The sequence below is a fragment of the Homoserinibacter sp. YIM 151385 genome (genome assembly GCF_027912415.1).
GTDB lineage: Bacteria > Actinomycetota > Actinomycetes > Actinomycetales > Microbacteriaceae > Schumannella.
On sequence record NZ_CP115175.1, the window covers coordinates 2,452,204 to 2,465,344 of the forward strand.

A 13,141-nucleotide genomic window follows, 5' to 3' on the forward strand; every position below is an offset into this window, starting at 1 on the left:
GCGTCAGATGGTCGCGACCGAGCCGGAGTCGACCCGGTAGTTGCTGCCGTTGACGAAGGACGCGGCGTCCGAGCAGAGGAAGGCGATCACCTTCGCGACCTCCTCGGGCTCGCCGCGGCGCTTCAGCTCCATGTAGGGCCGCTCCTCGTCGAGGAACGACTCGATCGCCTCGTCGAACGAGACGCCGAGCTCCTCGGAGCGCTTCTCCATCATCGCGTCGGTCATGGGCGTGTGGATGAAGGCCGGCGAGACGCTGTTCACGAGCAGCCCCTCGGTCGCGTAGGAGCGCGAGAGGCCCTTCGCGAGGGAGAGCACGCCGGCCTTCGCGGCGCAGTAGGGGAGCTCGTCGTCGTAGGGCTGGACGGCGTCCTCGCTCACGAGGTAGACGATGCGGCCCCAGCCGCCCGAGCGGAGGTCGGGCAGGAACTCGCGCGTCAGCCGCACCGGGCCCATGAGGTCGATGTCGATCGTCGAGGCCCAGCCCTCCTCGTCGATCTCGTGGAACAGCCCCTGGGCGCCCGTGACGCCCGCCGACTGCACGAGGATGTCGATCTCGCCGACCGCGGCGCGGGTGCGCTCGTGGAGCTCGGCCAGCTCGGCCGTGCTCGTCACATCCGCCGCGAAGGCGTGGAGCCGGCCGGCCGGGGCGTCCAGCTTCGCCGCCGCCGCATCCAGCGACTCCTGGTCCTGATCGGAGAGGACGACGGTCGCGCCCTCCTCGAGGAGCAGCCGCGCCGTCTCCCAGCCGATGCCCGAGTCGCCGCCCGTCACGAGGGCGGTGCGCCCTGCGAGTCCGAGATCCATGGTGTCTCCTCTCAGGCCCGGCCGGATGCCGGGCGCTCGTCGAATGCGTGCGGCGGGAAGCCCGCCGTGTCGAGCTCGATCGCGAAGACGCCGCCGCTGAGGGGCGCCGCCTCGAGCTCCTCCTCGCGGAGGTTCTCGCGCGCCGTGCCGATGAACAGGGTCGAGCGCTCCGGCCCGCCGAACGCGACCGAGGTCACGTTGGGGGCGGGCACGCGGATCTCGGCGTCGACGCCGCCGCCGGGCGTCCAGCGCACGACGCGGCCCTCGCCGTAGACGCCGTTCCAGTACCCGCCGTCGCGGTCGCGCGCGAGGCCGTCGGACGCGAGCCCCTCGAAGACCGTCTCCGGCTCGCCGAGCGGGCCGCGGCCCTCCTCGTAGGGCACGCGGACGACGGCGGCGCGGGAGGTGTCGGTGTAGAGCATCCGCCCCTCGTCGTCCCACTCGAAGCCGTTCGCGATGCCGATGCCGCGGGCGAGCACCTCGACGCGGCCGTCGCCCGAGACGCGGTAGATCGCGCCCGCCTCGCCGCCCGCGAGATCCATGGACCCGACGACGAACGCGCCGAAGGGGTCGCACTTGCCCTCGTTGAAGCGCAGCAGCTCGTGGGCGTGCTCGATCCGCGCGATCTCCCTCGGGATGCCGCCCGCCTCGTCGACGAGGACGACCCGGTCGCCGAGCGCCGCCACGACCCCGCCCGCGCCGCCCGCCGGGAGCGGCTGGAAGGAGGCGAGCGGCGGCGGCAGGCGGAGCACCTCCTCGTCGGCGCCGTCGCGGCCGCCGTCCGCGGGCGAGCTGTGGAGGGTGCCCGCCGTGATGTCGCACCACCGCATGGCGGCGCGGTCGGCATCCCACCACAGGCTCTCGACGAGGATCGCGCGAGCGTCCCGCCAGAGCACCGCCTCGAGCGCACTCATCGGCCGGCCCCCTCGCCGCGCATCTCGCGGATCACGATCGCCGCGTCGATGAGCGCCAGGTGGCTCAGCGCCTGGGGGATGTTGCCCCAGAACGCGCCCTCGGCGGTCGTCATCTCGGCCATCAGCCCCACGTCGTTCGTCATGCGCACGAGCGCGTCCATGCGGGTCTCCGCCTCGTCGACGCGGCCGACGCAGGCGAGCGCGGCGGCCTCCCAGAAGGCGCAGGCGGTGAAGGGATGCTCCTCCGCCTCCATGCCGGAGACGCGGAACAGCTGCTCGCCCGAGCCGAGCTCGCGGCGGATCGCGTCGATCGTGCGCGACATGCGCTCGCCGCGGTCGAAGCCGCTCGGCGCGTGGAGCAGCACGGAGGCGTCGAGCTCGTCCGTGTCGGGGTGCATCGTGTACGCCCCGAGCTCCTCCGACCAGCAGTGCTCGCCCACCCAGGCGGCGATCCGCTCGCACTCGGCCCGCCAGCGTTCGGCGCGGTCGACGATCTGCCCCTGCTCGGCGAGGCGGATCGCAGCGGTCAGCGCCTGCCAGCAGCCCATCTTCGAGGAGGTGTGGTGCTGCGCCTGCTCGAGCTCCCACATCCCCGCGTCCGGCTTGCGCCAGTCGTCGCAGACGCGGTCGGCGAGGTCGGCGAGGAAGCGGCCGGTGGAGACGTCGAGCACGTTGCCCTCCTCGACGTAGGAGAGGACCAGCCCGAGCAGGTCGCCGTAGACGCCCAGCTGCAGCTGATCGCGCGCCGGGTTGCCGGCGACGACGGGGCCGAGCCCGCGCCAGCCCGGGACCTCGTAGCTCACGACCTCGCCCGGCGTCGCGCCGTCGAGCTCGTAGAAGATCTCGACCTCCGGGCCGTGGGCCTTGATGGTCCGCAGCATCCACGAGATCGCCGCGTGGGTCTCCTCGCGGAGGCCGAAGGCGACGAGCGACTCGGTCGCGTAGGCGAGGTCGCGCACCCAGGCGAAGCGGTAGTCCCAGTTCTTGCCGCCCGTCGGGCTCTCCGGGAGGGAGGTCGTCGCGGCCGCCGCGATCGCCCCCGTCGGCGAGTGGATCAGCAGCTTCAGCGCGAGGGCGCTGCGCTGCACCTGCTCGCGCCACGGCCCCTCGTAGGCGAACTCGCGCGACCAGGTGCGCCAGGCCTCCGCCGTCCGCTCGATGCCCCGGCGCACGTTGCCGGGGTGGGGGAGGTGGAGCGGCTCGCCGTCGGTCGCCGCCAGCGCGAGCGTGTGGACGGAGCCCGCCGAGGTGCGGAAGCGCCCGCCGATCGAGGTGCCCTCGGCGCCGTCCTCGTGGTCCTGCCGGCCGAGGGACTCCGTCGTGATGCCGATGGAGAGGTCGCCGATGCGGAGGACGGCGGAGCCGTCCGACTCCGGCTCGATCCACGGCGATCGGGTGCGGAGCGCCGTGCCGGGCGTCACCCGCCACGCCATCGCGACGGCGCCCTCGACCCCCTCGACCTGCCGGGCCAGCTCGGCCCACGGGAGCCGCCCCGCGATCCCGGTGACCATCGCGTCGGTGACGCGCGCCACGCCGCCCTCGGTCGTCCAGGTCGTCTCGAGCACGTTCGTGCCGGGCAGGTAGCGCCGCGTGGCGGTCGCCCCCTGCGCGACCGGCCGCAGCTCGATCGAGCCGCCCCGCTCCTCGTCGAGCAGCGCCGCGAAGACCGGGATGCGGTCGAGCGTCGGCAGGGGCAGCCAGCCGATGCGCCCGTCGAGGTCGACGAGCGCGACCGTGCGGCCGTCCCCGATCGCGGCGTGATCCTCGATCGCGGGGCCGGCGGGCGTGCCCGAGCGCTCTGCCATGCCCTCGACGGTAGAGCGGCGGCGGCCCGAGTCGCCGGGTGCGGGCGGGACTGCCAAGCGGCGCCCAGGAACCAGTCGGGCGGCGTGGAGCCGGAGGGGCTTGCCCCGCGGGCACCGCGCATGCGAGGTGTCCGCGGTGCGCCGGTCCGGGTGCCGCGACCTCGGCATCCCCTGACCGTCCGGCACCGCCCGCGCCGATCGCGTCTAGCCTCGCGGCATGGATGTCGACATGGATCGCAACGCCGCCGCCGGCTGGGACTCCGAGGAGGACGCCGCCGACCGCACCGCCGAGGAGGCGGAGCGCGAGGAGCTCGTCGAGCCCGGTGTGGAGGTCTCGTCGGGGACGAGCGTGACGGAGGGCGAGCCGCGGGTCGAGCGGCCCGCCGTGCGGCGCTCGCCGGCGAACCCCGACGCGCTCGTCGAGGGCCAGCGCACGGGCGACGGGCACGAGCTGGAGGAGGAGCGATGACCGGCCGCGGACAGGACCCGTCACTCGACGACGGCAGTGTGCCGGCGGACGCCGACCTGCAGCCGCCGGAGGGCGGCGAGGACGCCGACGACGACGACGAGGAGGACGCCGCGAGCCCGGCTCGCGGCGTCGAGACTCCCGAGCGCGACTAGCGCTCGCGTCGCAGGGCGCCCGTCGACCACAGCGCCCAAGCGATGAGCAGCGGCTGCCCGAGCAGCCGGACAGCCCGCTTCCGGTCGGTGTCGAGGCCGAAGGCATCCCGCCGTTCGGCCCACTGCGCGATGTTGCCGGGGAAGACCGCGGCGAAGAACAGGGCCGCGATCCAGCCGAGGCGTCGGCGCTCCCGCGGGAGCGCGACGAGCGCGCCGCCGAGCGCGATCTCCGCCGCGCCCGAGAGCAGCACGACGTCATCCTCGTCCGCGGGCACCCATGGCGGCACCTGCGCCTGGAAGTCCTTCCGCGCCACCGTGAGATGCGCGATGCCGGCGAAGGCCAGCATCCCGCCGAGCAGCACACGGGCGGCGCCGCGAGATCGCGAGGTCATGGCATCCCTCTTCCTTCTCTCTGGAGACCAGGACGCGAGCTGCCCGCCGAGGCGGGCAGCTCGCGTGTCGGCGAGCAGGACGCTAGCGCGTCTTCCGGCCGGTGAGGTACCGGACCAGCCAGACGATCAGCGCGATGACCGCGAGCACCAGGCCGATGTAGAGCAGCACGCGGAGCGCCTCGACGAGGCCTCCCGTGATGAGCAGGGCGAGCACGATGACCGCGATGATGATGATGAGGAGGTTGCGGCTCATGGCCGGAACTCCCTTCCGCGCCTCCCAGTGGCGCATCGGTTGCAGGGGTGCTTCCACCCTGGCCGCGCCGATCCCCGATTCCGGCGCGCACTCAGCCGGCGTCCAGGCGGTGCGCCGCCCGCCCGAAGGTGTCGCGCGCGGCGATGCGATGTCGGAGATCACGCCGTTCCGGCACCGGTTCCACCTGCAGCAGCCGATCGCTCCGACGTCGCGGCGAGCGCCTGCAGGCGCCTTCGCAGCCGCGGGTGCCGTCCGCCGGCCGACGGCACCCGCCGGTGCACCTCGAGCGCGGCGAGCACCGTGGCAGCGCAGTCGTCGAGCTGGAAGACGACCTGCGAGTACCGGAAGTGGAGCACCGTCCGCCCGTGTCGCGTGAACTCGGCATCCCGCTGGCGATCTCGGCTCGTCACCTTCGCGTCATGCCAGCGGTCGCCGTCGGTCTCCACCACCACGGCGTCCTCCACCACGAGGTCGGCGCGGCCCGCCGCCCCGATCCAGACCTGGCTCCGGACTCGGAGGCCGAGCTCGAGGAGCCGGACCCGCATGATCGACTCGATCCCCGACTCCGCGGACGGATCCGAGAGGTCGAGCAGCGCGCGTCCATCGGCGGTCAGCGCGTGCCGCAGATCGCCGAGCCGGTGCTCGCGGAGGAGCCCGAGATGCCGGGCGCTGTCGACCGCCGCGACGAACGCCCTCGGCTCGAAGCAGCGCGCCGCCTGGATCAGCGCATCCAGCACGCCGACCGACTCGCGATCCGCCGAGTCGGCATCGCTGAGCGCGGCCCAGTGCCGCCGGAGGTCGACGCGCGACGGGAAGGTCCGGGCGTGCGGTTCGAGCTGGACGTGGACGGCGGCATCCGGGGCGAGCGTCCAGACGCCGTGGTGCGCCAGGGCGGAGCCGCAGCCCAGCCTCCCTCCGGCCGCGACGGCGGCCACCGAGTCGGCCGGCAGATCGGCTCGCGCATACACGCCGACGCGCACCCGCTGGACGCTGCCGAGCTCCAGCTCGCGCCGGAGCGCGTGATGGCCGAGCCCCTCGTCGCGGAGCTCGGCGGTGGTCCAGACGCGGGGCATCCGCCGATGGTGGCGTGGTCGGGCCGTCGCCCGCGCCGCCGGAGTCCGATCTGTGGAGAGATGACGTGCGCCGCGTCGGAGAAAGCGGTCGTGGCGCACCGGGATCGGGCGACGCGGCCCGGGATTCCGACATGGCGTCGAGGCGCCCGCACCACCGCTCATAGCCCGGTCATAGCCGGCGCCGAAGCCCGACCGAGGGTGCCTTCGTAGCGTCGCACCGTCCAGCATCCCGACCGGAACGGGGAACCGTGTACTTCACCTACCTTCGCCGCGAGCTCCGCGGCCGCATCAGGCAGACGATCGTCGTCGCCTCGGGCATGGCGCTCGCGATCGCGCTCGTCATCATCGTCTCCGCCGTCTCGGCCGGCGTGAAGGAGGCGCAGGCCGCCTCGCTCGCCGCCGTCTACGGCGTCGGCACCGACGTCACCGTCTCCGAGGCCCAGGAGCCCGGGGAGGGCGGCGGCCCGCAGCAGTTCGACTTCGGATCCGGCGACGGGGAGGCCGACGACGAGGGCGCCCGCCGCATCGAGCAGAACACGCTCCGCACGCGGATGGGCGCCGCCGCCTTCGAGGCCTCGGCGCTCGAGACGGTGCGCGGCCTCGACGGCGTCGGCGCCGCGACCGCGACCCTCGCCCTCCAGAGCACCTCGTTCTCGGGCGAGCTGCCCGACGCCGAGCAGCTCCAGCAGGGCGGTGGTCAGGGCGGGCCCGGCTCCGGTGGCTCGGCGCCCGCGGGCGGTGCCGACGGCGCGGGCGGCAGCTCCTTCGGCATCGACTCCTTCGACGTGCTCGGCATCGACCCGGCCGCGACCGAGGTCGGGCCGATGACCTCCGCCGAGCTCGCCGACGGCCGGCTCCTCGCCGCCGACGACGCGGGCGCCGAGGTCGCCGTGCTCGATCAGACGTACGCGGACTCGGCCGAGCTCGCCGTCGGCGACACGATCGAGGTCGGGGATGCCGAGCTCGAGATCGTCGGCCTCGTCGCCTCCACCTCCTCCGACGCCGAGACGGCCTCCGACGTCTACCTCCCGCTCGACACCGCGCAGACGCTCGCCGAGCTCGACGGGCAGGTGACCGGGATCTCGGTCGCGGCCGCCTCCTCCGATCAGGTGGATGCCGTCCAGGCCGAGATCGAGGAGGCGCTGCCCGACGCGACCGTGAGCACGCAGGCCGAACTCGCCTCCAGCGTCTCGGGGTCCCTCGCGACGGCGTCCTCGCTCGTCAGCGGCCTCGGCACCTGGCTGTCGATCATCGTGCTCGCCGCGGCCTTCCTCATCGCGACCCTCTTCACGATCTCCGGCGTGGGCCGCCGCACCCGCGAGTTCGGCACGCTCAAGGCGATCGGCTGGCGCAACGGCCGCATCGTGCGGCAGGTCGCGGGCGAGTCGCTCGTGCAGGGCCTCATCGGCGGGCTCGTCGGCGTCGCGCTCGGCGTGGGGGGTGCCGCCGTCATCGGCATGATCTCGCCGACGCTCACGAGCGCGGCCGCGAGCTCCGGCGGCCCGGGCGGGATGGGCGGGCCCGGCGGCGGGGGCGGCGGTCCCGCCCAGCAGGCGGCATCGACCGCGGAGGTCGTCCTCACGGCACCCGTGACCGCCGGCGTCGTCCTCCTCGCGGTCGGCCTCGCGATCCTCGGCGGCCTCCTCGCGGGCGCGATCGGCGGGTGGCGTGCCGCTCGGCTCCGCCCCGCCGAGGCGCTGCGGAGCGTCGCATGAGCGCCCGACCCGGCACCGCATCCATCCCCGTCCGAGAGGAGCACGACATGACCACCAGCACCGCCCGCCGCGAGGAGCGCCCCGGCGCCGCGGAGGCGAGCCGCCCCGGTGCCGACTACCGCCTCGACTCCGTCACGAGGGTCTACCGGCAGAAGAAGCGGGAGGTGCGCGCGCTCGCGGGCCTCGATCTCGAGATCCCGGCCGGCCAGATGGTCGCGATCCAGGGGCCGACGGGCGGCGGCAAGTCGACGCTGCTGCAGATGCTCGGCGCGCTGGACCGTCCCACGAGCGGCACCGTCATGCTCGGGGATCGGGACCTCTCGCGCGCCTCCGACCGAGAGCTCGCGGCCGTCCGGGGCCGCGAGATCGGCTTCGTGTTCCAGGGCTTCAACCTCATCCCGACGCTCACCGCGCGGGAGAACGTGGAGGCCGCGTTCGCGAGCGGGGGGACGCCGGCCGACGAGCGGCGGACCCGCGCGGCGGAGGCGCTCGAGTCGCTCGGGCTCGGTGACCGGCTCGAGCACCTGCCCGCCGAGCTGTCCGGCGGGCAGCAGCAGCGTGTCGCGATCGCGCGCGCGATCGTGAAGCGGCCGAGCGTGCTCCTCGCCGACGAGCCGACGGGCGCACTCGACGAGGCGACGCGCGACGAGATCATGGACCTCCTGGAGGCCGCGCAGCGCGAGCGCGGGTTGACGCTCGTGATCGTGACGCACGACTCGGCGGTCGCGCGGCGTGCGGAGCGGCGACTGCGGATCGCCGGCGGCGCGGTGCGGGAGGTGTAGCCCGGGACCCGCGCCCCGCGCCCCGCGGTCGAGGAGCGTCCGGGCGCTACGCCCGCAGCGCGAGCGCCGAGGCGCGCAGCCGTGCGTGGTGCGCCCAGGGGTCCGGCTCGAGCGTCGTCAGCTCGGCGAGGTGCGCGCGCAGTGCCGGCCCGAGCCGGAACCACTCGGTGCGGTCGTAGCGGAGCTCCGCGAAGCGCTCGTGCCGCCGCCGCTCGCGCGCGACGCCGCCCGGCTCGATCGCGAGCAGCTCATCGTGCCGCAGCTGCCGCATCCGCTGCTCGAGGGCGCCGGTCGTGCCGATCTTCACGCGGTCGGCGACCCGCAGGTAGTACACGACCTCGACGCGCGCCGGCCCGAGCTCGAGATCCGGCACGTCGCCGACGCGCCACTCGCACACCCCGCAGAGCGTGCCGGAGGGGAAGCGCGTGCCGACGCGCGAGCCGCAGGCCGCGCAGGGGCGCTCGAGCGCATCCGGCACCCCCAGCTCGCCCGCGACCCAGTCGGCCGCGAGCACCAGATGGGCCGGGCAGAGCGGCACGGGCGAGCCCGGCGGCACGGCGCCCCGGCAGGGCGCGCCGCGGCGGCCGCCCGCGCCGCAGCGCGCGGGGGTCACGCGTAGACCCCGACGAGCTCCCAGCCGCCCTCGGGGCGGAGACGCGCATCGAAGACCCGGGCCTCGCCGTCGGTCGCCGTGCCCTGGAAGCGCCAGCCGACGAGCGGCTCGAGGGGATGCGTCACGCCGAGGTCGAATCGCTCGCGGATCGGGGTGGGGTCGTCGGTGACCCGCCAGAGCCGGCCGCTCCAGTCGATCGCGGTCGGCCGCCCGCGGTGGGTGTGCACGATGACGGGCTCGCTGAGCAGGCGGATCATGTCGCTCCTCTCGGGACATCGCCGCCGGCCCGGTCGAACGGATGTTCGAACATCGTGCGCGCACCGCGGCTCGATCCGCAAGTCCGGGCGGCGTGTCGGGCGCGTCGTCCCCCCGTCCGCCGAGCCGATAGCGTTGCCGCGTGCCCGATGCGAACGACGCCCACCACCTCGACGGCCTCCGTCCCGAGACGCTCGCGGTCGTCGCGGGCCGGCCGGCGGCCCTGCCGGACGAGCCGCTCAATGTGCCGGTGACCTTCGCCTCGACGTACATCGCGGGCGGCGAGCGCGAGTACGGCCGCTACGCGAACCCCGGCTGGTCGGCCTTCGAGGAGGCGCTCGGCGCGCTCGAGGGCGGCCGCGTGCTCGCCTTCGCCTCCGGGATGGCCGCCTCCTCGGCGCTCCTCGACCTCGTGCCGCAGGGCGGCGTCGTGGTGGTGCCTCGCCACTCCTACCTCGGCACGCTCTCGCAGCTGCGGCACCTCGAGGAGCGCGGCCGCGTCGTCGTGCGCCAGGTGGATGCCGTCGACACCGCGGCGGTCATCGAGGCCGCCGCGGGCGCGGCCCTCGTCTGGATGGAGTCGCCGTCGAACCCCGCGCTCGAGGTCGTCGATCTCGCGTCCGTCATCGCGGCGGCGAAGGCGGCGGGTGCGCTCGTCGTCGTCGACAACACCTTCGCGACGCCGCTCCGCCAGCGTCCGCTCGAGCTCGGCGCCGACCTCGTGCTCCACTCGGCGACGAAGTTCATCGCGGGCCACAGCGACGTGCTCATGGGCGCGGTCGCGGTCCGCGACGAGGCGCTGCACGCCGAGGTCCTCGGCCGCCGGTCGATGCACGGCGCCGCACCCGGCCCCATGGAGACCTTCCTCGCGCTGCGCGGCCTGCGCACCCTCCCGCTCCGCCTCGAGCGCGCCGAGCAAAACGCGGCCGAGCTCGCCGCCCGCCTCGACCTCCACCCGGCAATCGCGGAGGTCCGCTACCCGGGCTTCGGGGCGATCGTCTCGGTCGTGCTCGCGGATGCGGCGGCCGCGGACGCGCTCGTCGCCGGCGTGCGCCTGTGGCGCCAGGCGACGAGCCTCGGCGCCGTCGAGTCGACGCTGGAGCGCCGTCGACGCTGGGCGGGCGAGGCCCCGACGATCCCCGAGGGGCTCGTGCGCCTCTCGACGGGCGTCGAGCACATCGAGGACCTGCACGCCGATCTCGTGCGGTCCCTCGACACCCTCGGCTGAGCTGCCGCCCGCTTCTCCGGGAGGGGAGACGGGCCGCCGCCCGGCGCGTCGCCCCTCCGACGCGGCGTGTCGCCGGAATCCCCTCCCGACGGGGGCGTGCGGGGCACGCGCGCCTCCGGGGCGGAACGGCGGGTGCGGGATAGCCTCGCGGCATGCAGCAGGGGGAGTCGCAGAAAGCACGCGAATCGCCGGGATGTCGGCGCGACACGCCGATGACCCTCGAACTGGGGGACGTCGTGCAGGTTCCGATCAGGTTCTACTGTCGGGATGGGGGAAACGACGGGAACCGTGCTGTCACGGCGGATGGTGATCGGCGGCCTGGCCGCGATCGCGTCGAGCGCGGGCTTCCTGGCCGCGTCCTCGTCGGCGCGGGCCGACGATCTCGACCTGGTGCTCGACGACCCCCTCGCGACGGATCCCGTCGTCGAGCCGATGGTGAAGGCATCCTCGGACTGGCAGGACTGGGCCTGCGGCGCCTGAGCGTCCCGGAGCACAGCCGATGAGCCTCATCAACTACTTCCTCGCCGAGCCCTCGACCGTGATCGCGCTCGACGACCGCGATCCCCGGGTGTCGTGGCAGCACCATCTCGACCGCACGCGGCGCGATCCGGGCGGCCCGCGGGGCGGCATCGACATCGTCGCGCCGATCGGCACGCCCGTCTACGCGCGCACCGACGGCACCATGCGCCACAAGCCCAAGAACGGCTCCGCGGGCAACAGCTGCGAGTTCGAGCACACCGCGAACCCCGGGTGGCGCGACGTGTTCTCGCACCTCAGCGCCTACGTCGGCAAGAGCGGGCGGAAGTTCGCGGCCGGCGAGATCGTCGGCTACACCGGCAACACCGGCGGGGTCGCCCCGCACCTGCACTGGCATCTGCTCGACCCGAAGGGCGTCCGCCGCAACCCGTGGGACTACTTCAGCCCCGCGTCGAACATGTACGAAGGAGAAGAGATGCCCATCGCCGTCACGCTCGCGAGCGGAGCGCACAAGGGGAGCTACACGATCTCGCTGGGCCGGCTCCGGCGCTGGAACAACTCGTCGTACCTCTCGACCTCCCGCAAGGTCGAGTTCGAGTTCGTCGCGAAGCAGTTCAATCCGGACCGCAAGGTGCTCAAGGTCAGCCAGGCCCAGTTCTGGGCGCTCCTCGACGCCTACGACATCCCGCGCACGGTCACGCCGATGGACCTCGAGACGGAGTGGCGGCGCAAATAGCGACGACCGCCTGACCCGGCCGACCCGGTCGCCGGATCAGGCGGACTCGCGCGCCTGCCGGAAGGTGCCGCGCAGGATCCCGAAGCAGCCGAGCAGGCCGAACAGCAGCGCCATGCCGAGCTGCACACCCACCGAGCCGATGGTGCTGGGGCTCGTGACGGCGCGGACGAGGATCGTCCAGAAGGTCGAGTCCGTGAGCGCCTGGACCGCGGTGATCCCGTTCTGCGAGGTGTAGAGCGGCAGCAGGTCGGAGGCCAGCCCGGCGATGAAGGCGAGCAGCAGCGTGACGACGGTGATGACGGTCACGCGCACGGCGCCGCCGACCGACACGCGGCCGCCGGACCCGCGGCGGTAGAGCCACACCGCGACCGCCGCGACGCCGAACGCGACGATCGACGCGATGAAGCCGAAGCTCCAGATGATCGTCCAGACGATGATGCCGGCGGGGATCGCGAGCAGCGCGAGCAGGGTGCCGCGCGGCACGTTCTCGGCGGGGAGCTCGGGGCCGGCGAAGGCGGAGGTCGGCGGCTCCGAGATCGCGGGGCCGGCATACGGTGCGACGGCGCCCGGCTCCGAGATCGCCGGGGCCGGCGGCACCGCGGAGGGCGTCTCGGTCGGGGTGCTGTCCTGGGGGCCCTCGGGGCGCGTCGCATCGGTCACGGCGTCAGCGTAGCGGGAGATCCGAGCGATCATCAGCCCTGACACGAGGGACACCAGGTGATGATCCGCTCGCTCAGCTCGTCGGCCCCGAGCTCGCCCCGGCGGATCCGCGTGCCGCAGCGTCGGCACGGCCTCCCGCCGCGGCCGTAGACCCAGGTGCGAGCCCCCGGCCGGCTGTCGCCGGTCGTGATCCGCATCGAGCGGTCGCGGTTCGCGAGGATGAGGCGGCTCGCGAGGTCGACGAGCGCGGGCACGTCGGCGACCTCCCGCACGGGCCGGTGCGGGTCGATGCCGCGCAGGAAGAGCAGCTCGTTCGCGTAGACGTTGCCGAGTCCGGCGAGGTTGCGCTGGTCGAGCACCGCGACGAAAGCCGGCCGCTCGGCGTCGGCCTCGAGGTTCGCGACCGCGCGTGCCGCATCCCAGTCCGGCCCGAGGATGTCGGGGCCGAGATGGCCGACCACCCGATCCTCCTCGGCGGTCGGCACGAGCTCGACGATCCCGAGCGAGAAGCCGACGGCCTGCGTCGTCGTCGTCTCGAGCACGACGCGCGCCTCGTGGGCGGGCCGCGGCCAGCGATCGCCGCGCGGCATCGCCGTCCAGCGTCCCTCCATCTTCAGGTGGGTGTGGAGGGTGAGATCGCCGATCCGGTGGAGGAGGTGCTTGCCGCGCGCGACGACCTCGTGCACCGTCTCGCCCGAGAGGTCCGCGGTCGCGAAGCGCGGGACCCGCAGGTCGCTGCGCTCGAGCACCTGCCCCGCGAGCGCGGCGTGCTGTGCGCGCGCGGCTCGCCAGACGGTGTCGCCCTCGGGCACG

At 74.3% G+C, this 13,141-nt stretch carries 17 protein-coding genes; 7 read left to right on the forward strand and 10 right to left on the reverse strand.

All coding sequences use genetic code 11. The features are described from left to right. Positions 1-3 precede the first annotated feature (3 nt). From OF852_RS11895 to OF852_RS11905, 3 genes are read right to left on the reverse strand one after another with little or no spacing between them, the layout of a single operon-like run. A complete protein-coding gene (locus OF852_RS11895; protein WP_271119372.1) occupies positions 4-804 on the reverse strand; it encodes an SDR family NAD(P)-dependent oxidoreductase in 801 nt (266 codons plus the stop codon). An 11-nt stretch (positions 805-815) separates the two neighbouring features. Beyond that, positions 816-1,718: an SMP-30/gluconolactonase/LRE family protein gene (locus OF852_RS11900; protein WP_271119373.1), complete on the reverse strand. Its 903-nt coding sequence runs from the start codon at positions 1,716-1,718 to the stop codon at positions 816-818. Next, positions 1,715-3,523 carry a glycoside hydrolase family 15 protein gene (locus tag OF852_RS11905; RefSeq protein ID WP_271119374.1) on the reverse strand — a complete coding sequence of 603 codons (1,809 nt, stop codon included), beginning with the start codon at positions 3,521-3,523 and terminating at the stop codon, positions 1,715-1,717. Before OF852_RS11905 ends, OF852_RS11900 begins: the two co-directional genes overlap by 4 nt. A gap of 217 nt (positions 3,524-3,740) precedes the next feature. Between OF852_RS11905 and OF852_RS11910 the strand changes: the two genes are divergently transcribed. Together OF852_RS11910 and OF852_RS11915 are read left to right on the forward strand one after the other, a co-directional pair. Continuing rightward, positions 3,741-3,992, forward strand: a complete 252-nt coding sequence (locus tag OF852_RS11910; RefSeq protein WP_271119375.1) for a hypothetical protein — start codon at positions 3,741-3,743, stop codon at positions 3,990-3,992. Beyond that, positions 3,989-4,144 carry a hypothetical protein gene (locus OF852_RS11915; protein WP_271119376.1) on the forward strand — a complete coding sequence of 52 codons (156 nt, stop codon included), beginning with the start codon at positions 3,989-3,991 and terminating at the stop codon, positions 4,142-4,144. Before OF852_RS11910 ends, OF852_RS11915 begins: the two co-directional genes overlap by 4 nt. Here the strand turns inward: OF852_RS11915 and OF852_RS11920 are convergent. From OF852_RS11920 to OF852_RS11930, 3 genes are all read right to left on the reverse strand, one after another. Beyond that, entirely contained in the window at positions 4,141-4,536 is a 396-nt protein-coding gene (locus OF852_RS11920) for a DoxX family protein (RefSeq protein ID WP_271119377.1), read from the reverse strand. The two genes, OF852_RS11915 and OF852_RS11920, sit on opposite strands and share 4 nt — an antisense overlap. An 82-nt stretch (positions 4,537-4,618) precedes the next feature. Next, on the reverse strand, positions 4,619-4,789 hold the full coding sequence (locus OF852_RS11925; protein ID WP_271119378.1) for a hypothetical protein: 171 nt from the start codon (positions 4,787-4,789) through the stop codon (positions 4,619-4,621). Between the two features lie 158 nt (positions 4,790-4,947). Continuing rightward, a complete protein-coding gene (locus OF852_RS11930) occupies positions 4,948-5,862 on the reverse strand; it encodes a DUF559 domain-containing protein (RefSeq protein ID WP_271119379.1) in 915 nt (304 codons plus the stop codon). 248 nt (positions 5,863-6,110) lie between these two features. On the opposite strand from OF852_RS11930, the gene OF852_RS11935 reads away from it, so the two are divergent. Further along, positions 6,111-7,577, forward strand: coding sequence for an ABC transporter permease (locus OF852_RS11935; RefSeq protein ID WP_271119380.1), 1,467 nt, complete (start codon positions 6,111-6,113; stop codon positions 7,575-7,577). Positions 7,578-7,624: 47 nt separating this feature from the next. Continuing rightward, positions 7,625-8,359 carry an ABC transporter ATP-binding protein gene (locus OF852_RS11940; RefSeq protein ID WP_271119381.1) on the forward strand — a complete coding sequence of 245 codons (735 nt, stop codon included), beginning with the start codon at positions 7,625-7,627 and terminating at the stop codon, positions 8,357-8,359. Positions 8,360-8,405: 46 nt separating this feature from the next. Here OF852_RS11940 and OF852_RS11945 read toward each other — a convergent pair whose 3' ends face one another. Beyond that, complete coding sequence (locus OF852_RS11945) at positions 8,406-8,972, reverse strand: GIY-YIG nuclease family protein (RefSeq protein ID WP_271119382.1); 567 nt, start codon at positions 8,970-8,972, stop codon at positions 8,406-8,408. Further along, a complete protein-coding gene (locus OF852_RS11950) occupies positions 8,969-9,229 on the reverse strand; it encodes a hypothetical protein (protein ID WP_271119383.1) in 261 nt (86 codons plus the stop codon). Before OF852_RS11950 ends, OF852_RS11945 begins: the two co-directional genes overlap by 4 nt. 140 nt (positions 9,230-9,369) lie before the next feature. On the opposite strand from OF852_RS11950, the gene OF852_RS11955 reads away from it, so the two are divergent. From OF852_RS11955 to OF852_RS11965, 3 genes are all read left to right on the forward strand, one after another. Continuing rightward, the gene (locus OF852_RS11955) at positions 9,370-10,455 is read left to right on the forward strand and encodes a trans-sulfuration enzyme family protein (RefSeq protein ID WP_271119384.1); all 1,086 of its coding nucleotides are present in this window, start codon (positions 9,370-9,372) and stop codon (positions 10,453-10,455) included. A gap of 267 nt (positions 10,456-10,722) precedes the next feature. Further along, complete coding sequence (locus OF852_RS11960; protein ID WP_271119385.1) at positions 10,723-10,935, forward strand: hypothetical protein; 213 nt, start codon at positions 10,723-10,725, stop codon at positions 10,933-10,935. 19 nt (positions 10,936-10,954) lie between these two features. Continuing rightward, the gene (locus OF852_RS11965) at positions 10,955-11,668 is read left to right on the forward strand and encodes a M23 family metallopeptidase (RefSeq protein ID WP_271119386.1); all 714 of its coding nucleotides are present in this window, start codon (positions 10,955-10,957) and stop codon (positions 11,666-11,668) included. 36 nt (positions 11,669-11,704) lie between these two features. Here OF852_RS11965 and OF852_RS11970 read toward each other — a convergent pair whose 3' ends face one another. Further along, positions 11,705-12,328 carry a hypothetical protein gene (locus OF852_RS11970; RefSeq protein ID WP_271119387.1) on the reverse strand — a complete coding sequence of 208 codons (624 nt, stop codon included), beginning with the start codon at positions 12,326-12,328 and terminating at the stop codon, positions 11,705-11,707. A 32-nt stretch (positions 12,329-12,360) separates the two neighbouring features. Then, entirely contained in the window at positions 12,361-13,140 is a 780-nt protein-coding gene (locus OF852_RS11975; protein ID WP_271119388.1) for a DNA-formamidopyrimidine glycosylase family protein, read from the reverse strand. Between the last annotated feature and the right edge of the window lies 1 nt (position 13,141).